Origin of the sequence: Paenibacillus sp. PL91, from assembly GCF_012935325.2 — a bacterium.
In the GTDB taxonomy this organism is placed as follows: Bacteria; Bacillota; Bacilli; order Paenibacillales; family Paenibacillaceae; genus Pristimantibacillus.
On record NZ_JABBYG020000006.1, the window covers coordinates 73,391 to 90,931 of the forward strand.

Genomic DNA, 17,541 nt, shown 5'->3' on the forward strand with positions numbered 1-17,541 from the left:
CAGCTCGCCATACTTGCGCAGAAAAAACGTTTTATTAGAGTTTGTTATTATGTCTCAAAGTGATAACTACATTTCCTTTTTTACGGCCTTGATCGACATACCGGTGCGCCTCGACCGTCTGCTCCAGCGGATAGCAGCGATCAATCACTGATTTCAGTTGGCCCGCCTCGACAAGCTCCTTGAGAAAAACGAGATCTTCTTTGCTTGGGACTGCCGTCCCGCCGATGATTTTCTTATCTGTTGTCATCGAATACCACAGCGCTTTAAGCTCAGAACCCACCAATCCCGTATGAAGATAATAGCCTTTTTGCTTCAGTGAGCTTTTACATTGTGATAGCGAAGTCTTGCCAACCGCGTCAAAAATAATATCGTAGGCCACGCCGTTTTTTGCAAAATCCTCTTGCGTGTAGTCTATAATCTTATCTGCGCCTAGAGATTTTACCAATTCTATATTCCGGGTACTGCATACCCCAGTGACTTCTGCCCCATAGTATTTGGCAAGCTGCACCGCGAAAGTGCCTACGCTGCCCGATGCGCCATTGATAAGGACTTTTTTTCCGGGCTGGATGTTAGCTTTCTTGAGGAATGACAGGGCGGTAAGTGCTCCAATAGAAAGAGTAGCAGCTTCCTCATAGGTCATATTGTTTGGCTTTTTCACCACAGCGCCATCCTCGGGCAGACATTTATACTCGGCGTGGGCACCAAAATTCACCTTGAAGGTCGATGCGAAAATCGGGTCGCCTGCTTTGAACTGTGTTACATCTTTTCCGACTGCGGCCACTTCACCGGCAAGCTCCATTCCGAATATCGGATTTCTTGGTTTTCTAAAACCTAAAGCAATTCGGCCGGGGAGCCAGAACATGGGAGGGACGTTAAAGCTTCGCATCCTACAGTCCCCGACATTTACAGTTGTCGCAAAGACTTTTATTAATAGTTCATTGTCTTTGGGCGTAGGTTTTTCGACCTCTTTGAGCTGCAGAACCTCCGGTGATCCGTAGTTTGATGCCACAATAGCTTTAATAACGATTCCTCCTTATGATAGGCGTGCGGCTATTAGCTCATTCGTTTTCGTTTTTGCCGATTCGGAAGCGAAGGCAGTTAAATTGAATCCTTTAACGATGAGCCATACCGCTAAAGTCATTTCATATAAGGCTACCGGAAGCGCCAAAACGGCTCCCCATGTTGAAAGTTGAAGAATAATACCGAACATTTCTAACAAGGCTGCGATAAAAATAAGTGTCGCTCCAGCAAGACCCATGACGGATATAAATCGGGGTACGAGTTTTGATTTATAGAGCAAATAACTGCACAGCATCGTGTTTATGCCAAGCATAAAATTAGGTCCCAGCATAAAGGTCCAGTCATGTACGGCTTTTAATAAGGTACCTGAGGCTTGAAAAGCGGAAGCATCCGAAGCGGCTGTTTCTACAAATTGCTGACTTAAGGTCAATAGGGATAGTACGCTGACGATACCAACCATTATAATAACGGCCTCAAGAAACCTGAAGCAGACATACCCAAGAGCTATACTTTCATTTTGCTTTCTTAATAATGGAAACAGCATAATCGAAGTGCCAATAGCTGAGCAGACAAGAATTAACTCAAAAAGCGCTCCCAGTACCACTTGGTTTTTATGCTCAAAGCCTGCAGTAAGGTAATCCGGACCATTTAGAATAGGGTCGTATAAAAGAAGACCTACAATTGACGTGACCGCCGCTAGTATAAATAGCGCTCCGACAATGATTGCGGTTTTTCTGTTGGCTATCATTTTTTTATCTCCTTCTTTTTTATATATTAGATATACGCCTTCTTCATCCAGTCCGATATGCCAAGCCCCTCTGATTCATGTAATTCCTCGACATCAGTCATTCTAATTAATGAACCGTCTTTGATGGCTATAAAGCTATCCAATATCGATTCGATTTCTGTTATCTCATGGCTGGTCATGACTAATGTCTGACGTTCCAGATCGACATAAGAAATCATTCCCTTCACGATAGATTGCCGCACCAACGGATCAAGTCCAGATAACGGTTCGTCCATTAAAAGGTAAGGCACTTCTCTGGCTAGCGTAAGCACGATTTTTAATCGGCTGCGATTTCCTTTTGAGAGCTCTTTGATTCTCTTATCTGGGTCTAGCTGCATATACTTCATGATTTCCTCAGCCTTAGCCATATTGAAGTCCGTAAACTGCGAAGCCTCAAAGGCCAATGCTTCTCTTACCGTGAATATGGAGTAGAAAGAATCATGCCCCGATAAGTAAGAAACGAGCTTGGAGATTCTGCGATTCGCCATTTCTCCATTAACGGTCACTGTTCCACTTGTCGGCTGCGAAAGACCTGCTATAAGCTTCAATAGCGTTGATTTTCCACTGCCGTTTTCGCCCACAATGCCTATGATCTTACCTAAGGGGAGCGTCAATGAAATATTTTTAATTGCAGGACGTTTCATATACGTCTTTGAAACATTAGCCAATTCAATCACATTACGCATCTCCTTTATCCATTTTGTTTAAGTGGTCCTGTAGTCCGGCGATCATTTCATGTGAGCTGTATCCCATCTCCTGCATGACCTGAACAAACGTTAGAATCTGCTCTTCTTTCAAATTCCCGCGTAGTTGAATCAGCCGCTCCTCATTTTCTGTGACAAATGTTCCTTGACCTCTTCTTGTTTCCAAAATGCCCTCACGCTCCAGCTCGCTGTAAGTACGCTGTATGGTATTCGGATTGACGTTGTAGGATAACGCCATATCACGGACAGATTGAAGCTTCTCACCAGCTTTTAACTCTTTGCTTACAATCAGTCGATTGATCCGATCTGCCAATTGCAGATAGATTGCTTTTGAAGTATTAAATTCATCCATTCCATCGTTACACCTCAACTTTCCTATCAATGACCCAAGCACTCAAATAAAATAGTCCAATGATTACAATAAAGTGGTACAAATATTCTCCTGCATAGGCGGGTATGGGATCTATTGAGAATGTCGGAAAATTCATTTCTAAGTCTACCCACTGCGTTAATAACTTATATGGTTTAGAGGAATCAATTAAGGCACCTACCCAGCTTGGTAGGATGACCGCGCCAAGAAGCGCTAACCAGGTCCAATGCCCAATTCTATATTTAAGGGCATGATGTATGGACCATAAGAGTATCACGAAGGCGCTAATCATCATGGAGATTATAAAAAGATGAGGAAAAATCAACAATGCCGCCTTCAAAGTATCCGTCCAATACGCTTCAATTAAATGGAACCTAGTAGTAATCAGCAATCCTGCCATCAAATAGAGAATAATTAAGGATACAGCCATCATGACCATTCCGTTTAATACTTTACTTAAGAGTAGGGTGGGGGCCGATCGTTGGCTATGCAGCCAGAGATGCAGCTTATCCGCCTCTGTTCTCAAGCTGATCAACAAGATGACCGGAAGGTAAAAAATATGGAGCACAATAGCAGCTAATAAGGGTATGAATAGGTATAAGTTGTCACCAGTACTCATATCCACGTACAACGTTAACAATAAAACCAAGAAGTTCATGACAAGCCCTATGAAAAAAACGGTTCTTGTTAATTGAAAATCCTTTTTGAATAGAGCCGACCATGCGGTCATTTGTATCTCCCCTTATATTTGAATTTGAACAATGAATTATTGTATTAGTGAGATAGTACACTAATTCATTAATTCATGTCAATGGGCATTAATAAAACGACTGGAATCTAAGCTAGGCAGTCCTAAGTCCTTCCGTTTGCATTAACATCCCATGTATATTCTCCTAATTTTTAAAATGATATTGTCGAAAAAACGGTACTTTTTACCTGAAATTATGATAGAATTGGGAAATCATATATTAATAGGAGAGATTATACTTATGCATGTTAGATTGAGAAATGCTGCAGGCGGAGTGAAGGAAGTGAAAGTCGGGTTCAGTTGGACTACGCTCTTATTTGGGTTTTTCCCGGCGCTATTCAGAGGCGATTTGAAGTGGGCTGTCATTATGTTTATTATCTCGGCAGCAGTTGGAGTATTCACAGTGGGGTTTGGAGCATGGATTCCCGGTATCGTCTTTTCTTTTGTTTATAATAAAATATATATTAAAGAACTGCTGGAAAAGGGTTACCACCCAGCAGATGAGCATGCTCAATCTGCACTGCGTACTAATGGAATCATTGCGGCTTAGATCACCATTTCTAAGTTATTTTTATCCGCCTGCGATCGCAGGCCAACACAAAGAGCTTACTCGGTTACCCGAGTAAGCTCTTTGCCGTTCGTTATACCCAATCACCAGTTATTGCCGGATACTCTTACCACTGTAAAATTCGGACTTCCGCTTTCGCCGTAAATGGCTGCAACACCAGGGTTGTTCACCTTTACATTCGTAAAGCTTGCTCCACCGACAGCTGGTCCTTGGCCTTGTTCTCCTCTGACAACAAGCTTAATACCGTAGCGGGTAGGGTTGTTGATATTGACGTTCTCTACACGAACATTTTGCATAGCAAGGTTCTCCGGAGACTTCGTCTGGAACATTAAACCAAAGTAAACCGGGTTATTGATGTCCACATTTTTCACCAGAATGTTCTTGAAGGTTCTGTCTCCTCCGAAAAACCAAATAGCACCAAAGTTCTGATACTCGTTGATCTTGTCATCTGCTCCGACGCTGGTCCAGAAATCTCCGCCCGTCCGGTCTAATGTTACTCCGTCAATAACGGTGTCTTTATCGCCAAATCCTAATGTGTTGTAGCCGAAGCTTAAGCTGCTAATTGTAATTCCAGGATAGGTTAATGTATCTGCTCCGTAGAGGTTTTGATAAAGGTTATCCGAACCGCCATATACGGCAAAAGCCGCTGCACGTCTTACACAGGTTGCCGTCAGATTGATGTACTTATTGCCTACATTGTAGGAACCGCCAGCATCGACCGCACTGAACAAAGCGAACGCATCGTCACCGGCTCCTCTGGAATAGTTGTTGTCAATCACGTTATAGGATGAACCGTTCGTCATGTTGATTCCATCTGCGAATGTGTTTTTAATACGGTTGTCTTTGAACGTATTGTTAGATGAGTTGACTCCCCAATATAAGCAGATGAAGTGCTCTACCCAAATATTTTGAACCGTTACGTTCTGCATGCCATTGCCGTCGATGAATTTGCCTGGTCCGTCTATTCGGTATACATAGTTGCCCCATGCAGACAGGTCCTTAATAGTAGAGCCGTTGGCTGTAGAACCAATATTAAAGCCTACATCCGTATTGGTTTGATTTTGTGGCGCTACGAGTTTGGTATGCCATGGGCCGGCGCCGATGATTTCGGTTGCACGTCCATAAAGGAATATTTTACTGTTAATCGTCCACTCGCCGGCAGGTATGAAAATCCCTTTTTTCGTTGAATCCTGTCTAAATTCATTAAGCGCTTGCTCAATGGATTTTGAAGCGGAAACCTGAATGTATTTGCTTGGGTCAGGGTTAGACGCTGGAGGCGCGACATTTTCCGTTTCGATCATGTCTACATAGATGGAAGGTACGTCTCCAGCATCCTTTTGGATTTTGATCTTCGTTCCGGCTTCATATACTTGGTCAAGCAGCAGCTGGGAATCTTCATAGAGCCAGTAAGCGGTTAAACCTGCTCCAGGGCTATTGTCATAGCCTAGTCGGCCAAGCGTACTTGGTGTCGCATAAACGTTAGAGAACTTGGATGTTACTGTGAATTTACCTTTACTCACACCGTTTGCATAAATAGTAACGGTTCCGGTCGTATTTTCCGCTACGGCGTTACGAAGTACAAAGGCGTTAGCCGGAGAGGTTAGCGTGAACTCTACATATTCTCCTGTTGCATCAAGATGTACGGCAGAGCGTCCTGAGGCTTCACCGGCAAAGTCGCCAGGTTTGAAATTTGGAGCTAATTTTGTTCCGTTTGTAGTGTTGGAAGGAGACTCAGCTTCCATAATGGTAAACGGCATATTAGCGCCGCGGCCTGAATATAGGCTGGTTGTATTTGTGTTGTTTGCTTGTTTGATGATTACCTCGTTTGCATCAGCTGCAACGGTTGTAGTTACCGTGTAGCTGCCATTGACAGCCGTCCAGGTTCCCATACTTACATTAACGGATTGTCCGGCTGCTAATGAGCCGTTATAGGAACCATTCAATGTTTGAATGGTGGTGCCGACAGAGTTCTTTAGCACGACGGTGATTGGATGAGAGCCGCTTGCAGAGGCGATGTTTCCTTGGTTTTTCAAATTGACTGAAAAGGTTACTGTATTGCCGCCGCTTGGATTACTTGGATTCCATGCAGCTGTTGCAATTAAATCGGAGCTTGGCACAGGAGCAACGGTCAGCGTAGCCGCATTGCTATAGCTATTGTTATTCTCGTTCTGCTCGATAATGGCGTTGCTCTCATCAGCCTTGGCGCTGATCGGGTATGTTCCAGCGTTTTTTGTCCCTGCATTCAGCGAGACCGTTGCCGAAGCGCCAGCTGTCAGTGCGGCTACCGGGGCAGACCCTGCTAGCTCGTTACCTAAATAGAAGCTGACCGTAGTCGCAGGAGAGCCCGTGTTGCCGATATTTTTAACCGTTGCGTGAAGTGTAATGGCATCTGTCTCGACCGGTGATGCTGGCGTCCATGATATTCCGGTAATCGTAAGGTCCGGATTCGGAGCTGGAGTGCCGTATATTTCGAACTCAGCCACTTGACCGGCAGGAGCGCCGGAGTTGGTAGTGATGTTCAATCGTACCTGTTTCGCTGTAGCTGCAACCGGAATCGTTACCGTGTTCCCGTCAGCAGGGTTGAATGTATACGACTGAGAGGCAGCCAGGTTGCTGAATGTTGCGTTGTTCTGATTGTTGCCTAACACTTGAATTGTTTGCGAACGCGTGCCCCATTCGCTAGACGGGTTTAGCTTTAAAACAACCGATGTGATGCTGTGGTTGGCACCGAGATCGACAGTCAACTGGCTCGGATTGCTCCCGCCTTCCCAGTATGTAGCCGTATTTCCGTCGTTGCCGTTTGCTGCTACGAATGTGTGGATCGATGAGGTAGAGGTGATCGTTTTGCCAATGGCTAAGTTGGAGCCAGCAGGAGGTGTTGGCGATGGTGTAGGTGTAGTTGAAGGCGTTGATGTTGGCGATAGTGTAGGTGTAGGACTTGATGTAGGTGTTGGCGGCGGTGGAGTAGGTGTGGGCGTTATCGTGGAACCGTAGATTTCGAATTCGGAAATTTGGCCTGCCTGCCAGCCGGTGTTAGCCGTAATGTTTAGGCGAACGTAGCGGGTACTTGTTGCGGTAAAATTGATCGTCACCGTGTTGCTGCTCACCGACGGATTGAATGTGTAGCTTGTAGAGCTGACAATATCGGTAAACGTCGAGCCGTTCGTACTGCCCTGCACAGCCAATGTTTGCGTGCGCGTTTCCCAGCCTGTCGGCAGCTTCAATACGATTTGATCGATGCTTGCGCTTGCGCCGAGATCGACTTGAAGCCATTGCGGGAACGCGTTATTTTTACTCTCCCAATACGTGCTCTGGCTACTGTCGTTTACATGGCTAGCTTGATACACATCTGCATATCCGCTGGCCGTAACAATCTTGCCAAGAGCAAGGTTAGGGCCTCCGGCGGCAGAAGAGGGAGAAGGGAACAGTGTGAGCTGCGAAAGCCATACAACAATTGCCAAACACAAAATAAAGAACGGGTTTCTTTTTCGCAAATCGCTCGTTGAGAACATAAAAAACCTCCTAGTATAGTCTAACCAGCTATTAATGCGCTTTCATTTTTGCGCAGAGCTCCATTCCTTTCTTAATCACCTCCTTTAAGTGTAATGCCGTGAGACGCAACGAAATAAAACCAACTTTTATGTACGATTAACCTTGCACGATCATGCGGTATGTTGAACGATCCCATGACACCAGCATAAATCAGTTGCACGGCTTGCTGAAGACGCATTCCTACGTTTATCGTGTGTAATCTTATTGTTTAGACTGAAAAAATAGGGGTATCCTTCGCTTCCCCGCCAGATGTCGCAGTTAGTCCCCGCCAAAAGCCTAGTTCGTAAACAGACCGAGGACTGTTACGGATACAGAAGATAATCTCTACAATAAAGCTATAGATGAGGAACAAGAAAGGGCGATTGAATATGAAAAAATTATTTCGTTCAACAACGGACAGCAAGCTTACAGGTTTATGTGGAGGCATCGGTCAATGGTTAGGAATTGATTCCACTATCATCAGACTGCTGGTCATCATTACGGCGTTCTTTAGCTTCGGAGCTGTGATACTGGCGTACTTTATCGCTACGTTGTTTGTGCCAAAGGGAAATAACAATAACTTCAGTTTTTAGACTGAGACTTCATACAATTTGAGGAGAGATGATAGAATGGGAATTTTACAGCGTGTAGTTAGCATGACAAAAGCAGCGGCCAACGAGATGTTAGACAAAATCGAGAATCCGGTTATGATGCTTAATCATTATTTGAGAGATTTGGACGAGGATATTGCAAAAGCGGAGCGCGCCATGGAACAGCAGCAAGTACAGGAGCGCATGCTTCAAGCCAAGCTCAATGATCTGAATGAGCAAGCAGCTCATTATGGAGAAAAAGCAGAGCAAGCACTATCCGCGGAGCGCGAGGTAGATGCCCGTATGGCGCTTGAAGCTAAGTTCATCTATCAGGAGCAAGCCGAAGAGACGACGAGGCTGCAGCAGCTTGCCAAGCAAGCCGTTATTGAGCTCGGGCTGCACGTCCAGAACCTGAAGGAAGAGAAAGTCAAGCTTCAAGGAAAGCATACAGAGCTAGTTAACCGTGTACGGCAGACTGCTGGAGCACCGGGTTATAAATCCGAGCACTCGTTGCAAGGAAGCTCGGCATCCAGAGGCTTCGAGCGGATCGAAATGAAGGTCATGGAATGGGAGGCGGAACGTGAGCTTGCCAAAGGTTATAACCGTGTAGACGCTGGTAAAATCGGCTTCGATCACCAACAAGAGCAACGAAGCGCTCGTGTGGATGAAGAACTGAAACGTCTCTTGCAGAAGAAGCCTAACAGCTAACCAAAGGGTTATTCCAACAAAATTGCTACAGCAAAAGCCTCAGTCACGTTGACTGAGGCTTTTACTACCGTACCAACCCCAGAAAGTGAAACCTCCCAGGAAATGGATACGTAATATGAATTTAGCACCTTAAATTTGGAAGGGATAGTGGAATAATGAAAAAAATCTCGTACATACCGAGAACGGCTTTATGGGCCAAATCATTTGCAGCAGCCTTATTGACCGTATGTTTGATGGCCTCAACGGTCTACGGCGCTGCGCCGGAAGAAGAAGGCAAAGGAAAAGCAGTAGAGTTAAACGTGGAAAATGCAGCTATGTTCCTCGATAAATTTTTTGCCTCGGAAGAAGCCAAACCGCAATATGTAGGCGCATCCGTCGTTGTTGTGAAAGACGGCAAGGTTGTTGCGCAGAAGGGCTATGGCGTTGCGGACAAGGATAAGGGAGATGCGGTAGATCCTGCTTCCACCGTCTTCCGGATCGCTTCGGTTTCGAAGACCTTTTCGGCTGTAGCAGCTATGCAGCTTATTGAGCAGGGAAAGATTAACCTAAAAGATGATTTTCTGAAGCATCTGCCGGATTTGGAGGTTGAAAATCCTTTCAATACCCCTGTCACGATCGAGCAGTTGCTGACACATACGACTGGATTTGAAATTCGTGACCCGAATAAGGAAGATCTTCATTTTGATTTTGAGAAGACTATTTCAATTGAAGATTATGTACGAGCCAATTTGCCTCCGGTTATTCGGAAGCCGGGCAGCTCTTACATGTATGATAATTTTGGCTCCCTGCTGCTTGGATTAGTCGTGGAGAAAGTAAGCGGAGTGCCGTTCGACACCTACATGGCTCAAAATATTTTTAAACCGCTTGGCATGAAAAACAGCGGCTTCAAGCTTGAAGGCACATTAAAGGAACGCTTAGCGACCGGATACGATGTGACAGGTAAGCGGGTAGAACCATACGCGCTCGCGCCGACCATTATGCCGCACGGTGGAATGCTTACGACTACCGAGGATGTAGGGAAATTTATGATCGCCTTTCTTAATGGAGGGGCATCCGAATCCAGCCGAATACTTGCCAATAAGACAGTAGAACAAATGGAAGTATATCAATCATCTATTCATCCGCTTTTGCCTGACACCACTTATGGTTTTGAAGCACCGTTCCAGATACCCGGTGCAGGAAGCAGTTCCAAAATCATCACAAAAGGCGGTGATCTGCCAGACTTCAGCTCTTATTTATTTCTTATTCCTGAGCAGAATACCGGTGTTTTCTTGACGTATAACCAGCAAGGCGCGCTGCGCAACCTGTTTTATCCGCAGTTCATCCAGACCTTTTTTCCGCAATATGCGGCTCCTGCGAAGCTAGCCGATTTTAAAGCGGCATCGAGCGATCAACTGGAAAAGTTCACCGGCTACTATGCGGATCTTCGGATCAAGAGTATAGTCTCGAGCATGAAGACGGAAGAATCGGGTCTGACGATTAGCGACGTTTACATCGGGCCTCGCAAGCTGCATCAAGTGGATGCGAATTTGTTTGTCGATGAGCTAACGAACCAATTTACCGGATTCAAGCTGGACGAGAACGGAAACGTTCTTTTTATGAAAGAGCCATATCTCAATCCATTTGGCTATGCAAGCAAAGGAACAAAGCCAGCGGGCTTTGCTGATGTGACGAAGGAGCATGCTTTTGCGGAGCAGATATTAAGCTTGCAGTCACTTGGTTATTTTGCGAACGACGCAAGCAAAGCCTTCGAGCCGGAACGGCAGGTGACTAGAGGAGAATACGTGAAATTTATTTTGGAAACGAGTAATCTGAAAGGCAGTGAAACGACTGAGCTCGCTTTCGGCGACTTGTCAGGCCATCCTTCAGCAGCCTTCGTTCAGGCAGCTTATGAGCTTGGAATGGTGAAGGGGAGCGGCTCTGGGAAGTTCGAACCGGATCGCGCCATTACGCGCCAAGAAGCAGCGGCCATGCTGTGGCGTTTGCTTAGCGCTCAGTATCCGTCAGAGCTGTTTGAGAAAGTGAAAATTGCAGGCAAGACGGACGCTTGGGCAGTTCCAGCCGTTAAAATGATGGTCGCTCTCGGCATCTATGGGCCGGAAGTTAAATTCAATGCAGACGGATCAGCCGATTACCAGTCCCGGAAGGTGTTGAATCAGCAGGAACAGGCTGCCATTCTATTCGCCCTGCTTACGCAGCCGACGGATCAGATCGCTGCAGCCCTCTCGAAGGGAGCGCCGGAAAGCGCCAGTCCTGCCGTTTTGCCTAACGCCTCATAAAGTTATGCATAGTTAAATATAAATAGGATTAATCTTTGACATGTAGCCTGCGATTACGCGGTCCGTTAACGGACGCGATAATAGCGGGCTCTTAACTTTTTGCAATACAGCAGCCGCAGCAAAACTAAAAAATGGACACCCTCAAGCCAAAAAATGAGGATGTCCATTTTTTAAATCCATTACTTCGCAGCCGTTACGCTTACGCGGGCTTGCTCATTCTTTTGGAGCAATGTAGAGAAACGGGATAGCGGAGTCTTTTTTCCGTTTTTAAAGCTAGGCATCATTGGAACCATGGATGTAGGCCTCCTTTACTAGTTTCATAGTAACAATATCATATGGAATAAATTAGGGTCAATTGTATTTTTTTATCGTTTTTTCTCGTATGGTGGAGAGGTACTTTTTTATCTCTTGAAAATTGCCCCTATAACGGTTTTCTCGTTCATATGCTCCGTCATACTCTCCTATTTTGAGCGCGAATTTAGAGTAAAGCCGGTTTAGATAACGATGGCTCGCGAGCACGTTAAATTCCATCCATTGTACTCGTTGATTGTCGTTTGCGATATGCTGGATAAGGCGATGAAAACCATCCAGAAATAATTTGCTGCTTCGATATTTCTCTTCGATAATAACGGAGTCAACAAATGCGATTTCTCCGTTGGGATTTGGCTCGTAATCACTCGATACGTAGCGGAAATTTCCCCAGCCTATCGTCTGGTTATTAGAATCGAGGATTAGCATAATGCTCGACTCCGGAAGGGTGTGCATGATATTTATCAATGCATCCGCCAGAGTGATATTATTGCGAAAATCTTGACGATTTTTAATAAAAAACAGGGCATAGCGGGCAAAATCGGCATCGGTTCTGCATATGATGTGCTGTGCGCGCATGTAGCTAGCTACCTCCTGACTAATGAATAATAGAGTTCATGCGGATAGGCCATAGCAAAGCTATGATAGTTTGTGAAATCTGCACTGTAATGGGCGATGACCCCAAAGTCGGTTTGCATTTCTGAGATTTTTTGTGCAAAGCGAGCACATATTTTATCTAATCCGGCGCTATCCGGAACCCAAAATCGAAGCTCCTGCGGCGGTTGCTTCAATTGGGCCAGATGCTGTCCAAGGAACTGAAGGGCTTGCATAAAGATACGGCCCCGACGATATTTCTCCAGTAGAAACACAACTTGAATCTGCACGACATGAATGTCCTCGTATTGCTGCTCTCCCGTTCCGTGTATGTATCCGACTGCCCCAATGACCTCATCTTCATCCAGCAGTAAAATAGCTTCTCTATCCATGAAAATGGGACTCGAGAGATAGCTGAGAGAAACAGGAAATGAGTAATTTAGATTTAATTTTTCGTAATTCTCCAGCAAAAATTCGATATACTTCTCTTGATATTTTGCAGTTGCGCAAACAGAGAAATGAACGCTCATTTTACAATAACCATCCTTTTTATTGGTTGTATCGTGAGTATACCATTAATTAGGCGGTATGTGACCCTGGTAGTGGTCCCTTTGGCATAAATGTATCCGTTACCCGCTCACTACGATAAATAATCATCTATTGTTTTTAGAGTACAATCTATATTTCCATAGGTATTTTATTCCTTGTTAGCTTGCTAGAATACCCTGTAAGCGTTGTCATTTTGAATAAGCTTAGGGGGATGGATATGCGAAGTAAGTTTTGTCTGTTGTTAGCTTTTTTACTATTGTTCGGATCGTTAATGCCACTCGGAAGGTATGGAAGCGCTGTGCAAGCGGCATCGGGTACCGTGATTCAGAACGGATTTGAGGATGGACTTTTTGGGAGCTGGATGCCTTTTAATTGCAGCGGAGGGACAGCGCAGATTGCAGTGTCTACGGATTATGCGGCGACGGGATCAAGCTCCTTGCAGCTATCCGGTCGAAGCGGCGTAAACTGCAGTCCGAGTATAGATTTGAACGCATTGCTTCAGGAAGGGCACAGCTACGATATCTCGTTTAAGGCAAGACTGGGAGCAGGCTCTGATCAAGCGCATGTCACGATGAAAATGACCAATCAAAGCAACAACTATGATTGGATCATTGGCAACCAAAGCATGAATGATCAAGGCTGGACAACCTTTTCGAAAACCTCGTATACAAGACCGGCGGGCACAACCTCGCTTACGATGTATTTAGAGACAGCGGCATCAACGGCTGACGTCTTTATCGACGATGTGCTGATTGTGGATAACACGCCGCCAGACGGAACGGAAGAACCGGGAACGCCTCCGATAGGCGAAGCGGAATTTGGTTACAAATTTGATGGCGGAACGACAGAGGGCTGGGGACCGAGGGGGGACGGAGTTGTCGTAGCTGTATCCGGCGAGCAACAAAAATCGGGTTCATACAGCTTAAAGACGGCGGGACGGTCGAGCGATTGGCATGGGCCAACGGTTAGCGTATTCGATAAGCTCACGAAAAACGCGAAGTACGAGGTGAGCGCTTTCGTCAAGCTTGTGGATGCACCAACAACTTCCCATTCGTTTAAAATTTCAGCGGAGCTGGACGCAAGCGGCTCCAAAAGCTGGGTGAGCGTTGCCTCGGCAGCGGTAACGACGACTGATTGGGTAGAGCTCAAGGGAACGTTTAGCTTCAACTCGAATCTTTCTGATATAAGCTTCTATATTGAAAGCGCGAACGCAGCGGATTCCTACTATATTGATGATGTACACGTGAAGATGACGGAGCTTCCTGTAACATCTCCGCCGGTTCAAACGGATCTTGCAAAGCTGCAGGAGGTTTACAATAGCTATTTCAAAATCGGGGCGGCTTTGGAGCCGAACCAGCTCGAAGGAAAGAGCAGAGAGCTTCTGGATCAGCACTTCAACTCAGTCGTGGCAGAGAATGCGATGAAGCCAGGCTCCATTAATTCCATAAAAGGAACTTACAATTTTGAGAGCGCGGACCGGCTTGCTAAGTTTGCCCGGGACAATAAAGTGAACATGCGCTTCCATACGCTCGTGTGGCATCAGCAAGCGGCGGACTGGATGTTTTTGGCGGATGATGGCTCTGCACTAAGCCCTAGCGCGGAAAATAAAGAGCTCGTTATTCAGCGGCTTAAGGATTATCTTGGCGTAGTTGTACCCAGATATGCAGACGTTGCAACGGATTGGGACGTTGTGAATGAGGTTATTGACGAAGGCAGGCCAAATGGGATGCGTGATAGCCTATGGTATCAGCTGACCGGCGAGGATTTCATTAAGGTCGCGTTTACTGAAACGCGCAGATTGCTGGATGAGATGTATGCGCAGGATCCGGTAAAGTATGCAATGGCTAAGGATTCCAAGCTGTTTATTAATGATTACGGGACACATAACCCGCAAAAAGCGAAGTTTCTTCTTAGTCTTGTTACGAGATTAAAGGAAGAAGGCGTGCCGATTGATGGTGTTGGCCACCAGACACATATTAATATTAGCGGGCCTTCCATACAGCAGATTTCTGATTCCATCAAGATGTTCGGCGAGGCTGGCTTCGATAACCAGTTAACGGAGTTTGACGTTTCTGCTTACACAAATAACACGGATGCCTATCAGGATGTGCCTCAGGAGCTGCTTGCCAAACAAGGCTACCGCTACAAAGAATTGTTTGATGAGTTAAAGCGGCTGGATGATACCGGCAGAACGGCTGATAATCCTGAGGGATGGATTAGCAATGTAACATTTTGGGGAATCGCCGATGACCATACTTGGCTTCATAATCGGCCAGTCACTCGTCAAGATGCGCCATTCGCTTTCGATAAAAATTATCAAGCGAAGCCTGCTTATTGGGGAATGGTTGACCCATCGAAGCTAACTGCCGTGAAGAAAACGGCAAATGCTGTTCATGGTAGTCCGAGCCTAAGCGGCATGGATGATCTCGTTTGGAATACCGTTCCGGTTATTCCGCTTGAGAAGAGCGGCGTCTTGGAGGCTGGGATGAAATTGTTGTGGGACGAAGACCAGCTTTATGTGAAAGCGATTGTGACAGACCCATCGAAGCTGTCCGGCGATAAGGTCGATTTGTTTGTGAAGGATGGCAGCGCAATAAAATCCGTGCAAGTTGTACGGGGAACTGCCGGTTCCGTTGAAACCGATAACGGGTATACGATTGTTGCGGCAATTCCGCTAACAGGCAGCACGGCTGGAAGCAAAGCTTCCTTCGATATTCGGGTTACGGATGCTGGTTCAGATGACGGTACGGAGCATGGCAAGAACGGCAGCATTATTTCCTGGAGTGATCTGGGCAACAGCCAAGAAGCGAATAGCAACGGCTATGGCGAGCTGACGCTTATACCGGGAACGCAAATATCCAACGCGAACTATGGCACTCCTATCCTCGATGGAGAGCTGGATGCCATATGGGCTAATGCTAACAAGCTTGATACAGCTGTTAAGGTGGAAGGCGGCGAGGGCTCCAAGGCTGAATTTTACACGATGTGGGATGATGAGCATCTTTACGTCTATGCGATGGTAACTGACAAGAAGCTATCTGCAGCGAGCGCAAATCCTTGGGAGCATGATTCCATCGAAATCTTCTTGGATCAAAATAACGGAAAAACGAGCTCCTATGACGCGGATGACGGCCAGTACCGGATTAATTTCGAAAACGTCCGTACCGTTGGCGGCCATGCATCCCATGACAACTATAATGCTGTAACGAAGAGTGTGTATGGACCTGGCGATATCGCTACGGGATACATCGTTGAAGCAGCGGTTGATCTGGATATGATTGCACCTCGTAACGGAACCGTGATCGGCTTCGATCTCCAGGTCAATAATGATGATAATGGAACAGGGAAAAGAGACAGCGTATGGATGTGGAATGATCCGACAGGCAAGTCTTACGAGAACACCTCGAGGCTTGGCGTAATGGTGTTGGGCGGCAAGCCTAATGATGGCGGCAGCACAGGAAGCACAGGAGGCTCAGGAAGCACAGGAAGCATTCCGCAAGCCAAGCCGGGCGAGCTGAATGTGACGGTAGACGCGAATGGAAATGCGAAGGCTTCCATAAGTGCCTCCGATTTGAACAAAGCGCTCTCTGGATCCAAGCTTGGGCTGCTGAAATTCCATGCTAACGGTGCGGATAAGGCGGAGCAACTCTCGATTGCTATTTCGGCTGATCTGGCTGATGCTGCGAAGCTGGCTGGAATCAAGATCATTGAAATAAGCTCAGGCATTGCTTCGGTTCAATTGCCGGTATCGTTATTTGAAGGAGCGGGCAGCTCAGACACGATTGAGCTTAATATCAGTAAAATTGCTGCAGAGGCGTTATCGGATGTGATTCGCGCGAAAGTGGGCTCGAATACCGTATACGACTTCAAGCTAACCGTTGGCGGTAAAACAATCAGCCAGTTTGGTGAAGGAGTGTCCGTCGGAATTTCGATGCCTTATGTTTTGGAAAAAGGCGAAAACAGGAATCAAATTGTCGTGTGGTATGTATCGGACGATGGAAAACTAGAGGTCATCCAGAATGGCAAATATAACGCCATAACGGGTATGGTTGAGTTCGCAACGACACACTTCAGTCAATTCGCTGCTGTTTTCATTGATGTGAGGTTTAACGACGCGGCTTCCATCGCTTGGGCAAATGACAGTATTCGCGGCCTTGCGGCACGCGGCATCGTTAACGGTATATCTGAACAAGTATTTGCGCCGGGCCGTGCTGTGACGAGAGCGGAGTTTATCCAAATGCTGATGCACACGCTGGACCTGGAGCAAGCAAGCGCAAGCAGCTCATTCCTCGATGTGAAAAGTGGTACCTGGTATTACGATGCAATTGCTTCCGCTCAGCAATTAGGTATTGTATCGGGATTAGCGGATGGCACATTTGGAATTAACGACCAGATTAGCCGTCAGGAAATGGCTGCAATGGTGTACCGAGCTATGCAAAAAAGCGGTCATATTTTAAGTGATGTGAACCATAAAGTGGAATTTGATGATGCTGCGGCTATCGCGGAATATGCCAAAGAGGCTGTCGTGGCTCTACAAGCTGCAGGCATCATAAATGGCATGGGCAATGGCAGCTTTGCTCCAAACAATTCTGCAAGCCGTGCACAAGCGGCCATTATTTTATATCAGCTGCTGCAGCAGCAAATAAATTAATGGCTGCCTAATTATAGTAACCGATAAGGAAAAGAGCCGTTTAAATGTGTGCATATATGTGCAGAAAGCCTACATAAGGCTCGGACATATGCAGCTCACTTTAGCGGCTCTTGGTTTGTCCTAGGAAACCACA

The 17,541-nt window shown here is 46.2% G+C and carries 13 protein-coding genes; 5 read left to right on the forward strand and 8 right to left on the reverse strand.

Going from position 1 to position 17,541, the window contains the following annotated elements:
• Positions 1–34 precede the first annotated feature (34 nt).
• From HI950_RS15635 to HI950_RS15655, 5 genes are read right to left on the reverse strand one after another with little or no spacing between them, the layout of a single operon-like run.
• Positions 35–1,021: an NAD(P)-dependent alcohol dehydrogenase gene (locus tag HI950_RS15635; protein WP_169086096.1), complete on the reverse strand. Its 987-nt coding sequence runs from the start codon at positions 1,019–1,021 to the stop codon at positions 35–37.
• A gap of 12 nt (positions 1,022–1,033) precedes the next feature.
• Positions 1,034–1,768, reverse strand: coding sequence for a DUF4386 domain-containing protein (locus tag HI950_RS15640; RefSeq protein ID WP_169085682.1), 735 nt, complete (start codon positions 1,766–1,768; stop codon positions 1,034–1,036).
• A 26-nt stretch (positions 1,769–1,794) separates the two neighbouring features.
• Complete coding sequence (locus HI950_RS15645) at positions 1,795–2,484, reverse strand: ABC transporter ATP-binding protein (RefSeq protein ID WP_169085684.1); 690 nt, start codon at positions 2,482–2,484, stop codon at positions 1,795–1,797.
• Between the two features lies 1 nt (position 2,485).
• Complete coding sequence (locus HI950_RS15650) at positions 2,486–2,863, reverse strand: GntR family transcriptional regulator (RefSeq protein ID WP_169085687.1); 378 nt, start codon at positions 2,861–2,863, stop codon at positions 2,486–2,488.
• A 7-nt stretch (positions 2,864–2,870) separates the two neighbouring features.
• The gene (locus HI950_RS15655; protein ID WP_169085689.1) at positions 2,871–3,611 is read right to left on the reverse strand and encodes a hypothetical protein; all 741 of its coding nucleotides are present in this window, start codon (positions 3,609–3,611) and stop codon (positions 2,871–2,873) included.
• A gap of 259 nt (positions 3,612–3,870) precedes the next feature.
• Here HI950_RS15655 and HI950_RS15660 point away from each other — a divergent pair, with 259 nt between their 5' ends.
• Positions 3,871–4,179 carry a DUF2628 domain-containing protein gene (locus tag HI950_RS15660; protein WP_169085691.1) on the forward strand — a complete coding sequence of 103 codons (309 nt, stop codon included), beginning with the start codon at positions 3,871–3,873 and terminating at the stop codon, positions 4,177–4,179.
• 101 nt (positions 4,180–4,280) lie between these two features.
• Here HI950_RS15660 and HI950_RS15665 read toward each other — a convergent pair whose 3' ends face one another.
• Positions 4,281–7,709, reverse strand: coding sequence for a discoidin domain-containing protein (locus HI950_RS15665; protein ID WP_169085693.1), 3,429 nt, complete (start codon positions 7,707–7,709; stop codon positions 4,281–4,283).
• A gap of 408 nt (positions 7,710–8,117) precedes the next feature.
• Between HI950_RS15665 and HI950_RS15670 the strand changes: the two genes are divergently transcribed.
• The 3 genes from HI950_RS15670 (at position 8,118) to HI950_RS15680 (ending at position 11,305) form a co-directional block, all read left to right on the forward strand.
• Entirely contained in the window at positions 8,118–8,321 is a 204-nt protein-coding gene (locus tag HI950_RS15670; RefSeq protein WP_169085695.1) for a PspC domain-containing protein, read from the forward strand.
• A 36-nt stretch (positions 8,322–8,357) separates the two neighbouring features.
• Positions 8,358–9,026, forward strand: coding sequence for a PspA/IM30 family protein (locus HI950_RS15675; RefSeq protein WP_169085697.1), 669 nt, complete (start codon positions 8,358–8,360; stop codon positions 9,024–9,026).
• Positions 9,027–9,181: 155 nt separating this feature from the next.
• On the forward strand, positions 9,182–11,305 hold the full coding sequence (locus HI950_RS15680) for a serine hydrolase domain-containing protein (protein ID WP_169085699.1): 2,124 nt from the start codon (positions 9,182–9,184) through the stop codon (positions 11,303–11,305).
• 351 nt (positions 11,306–11,656) lie between these two features.
• On the opposite strand, the gene HI950_RS15685 is transcribed toward HI950_RS15680, so the two are convergent.
• Both HI950_RS15685 and HI950_RS15690 read right to left on the reverse strand, forming a co-directional pair.
• A complete protein-coding gene (locus HI950_RS15685) occupies positions 11,657–12,193 on the reverse strand; it encodes a GNAT family N-acetyltransferase (RefSeq protein ID WP_169085701.1) in 537 nt (178 codons plus the stop codon).
• 8 nt (positions 12,194–12,201) lie between these two features.
• Complete coding sequence (locus HI950_RS15690) at positions 12,202–12,738, reverse strand: hypothetical protein (RefSeq protein WP_169085703.1); 537 nt, start codon at positions 12,736–12,738, stop codon at positions 12,202–12,204.
• Between the two features lie 236 nt (positions 12,739–12,974).
• On the opposite strand from HI950_RS15690, the gene HI950_RS15695 reads away from it, so the two are divergent.
• Positions 12,975–17,408, forward strand: a complete 4,434-nt coding sequence (locus HI950_RS15695) for an endo-1,4-beta-xylanase (protein ID WP_169085705.1) — start codon at positions 12,975–12,977, stop codon at positions 17,406–17,408.
• Positions 17,409–17,541: the final 133 nt, after the last annotated feature.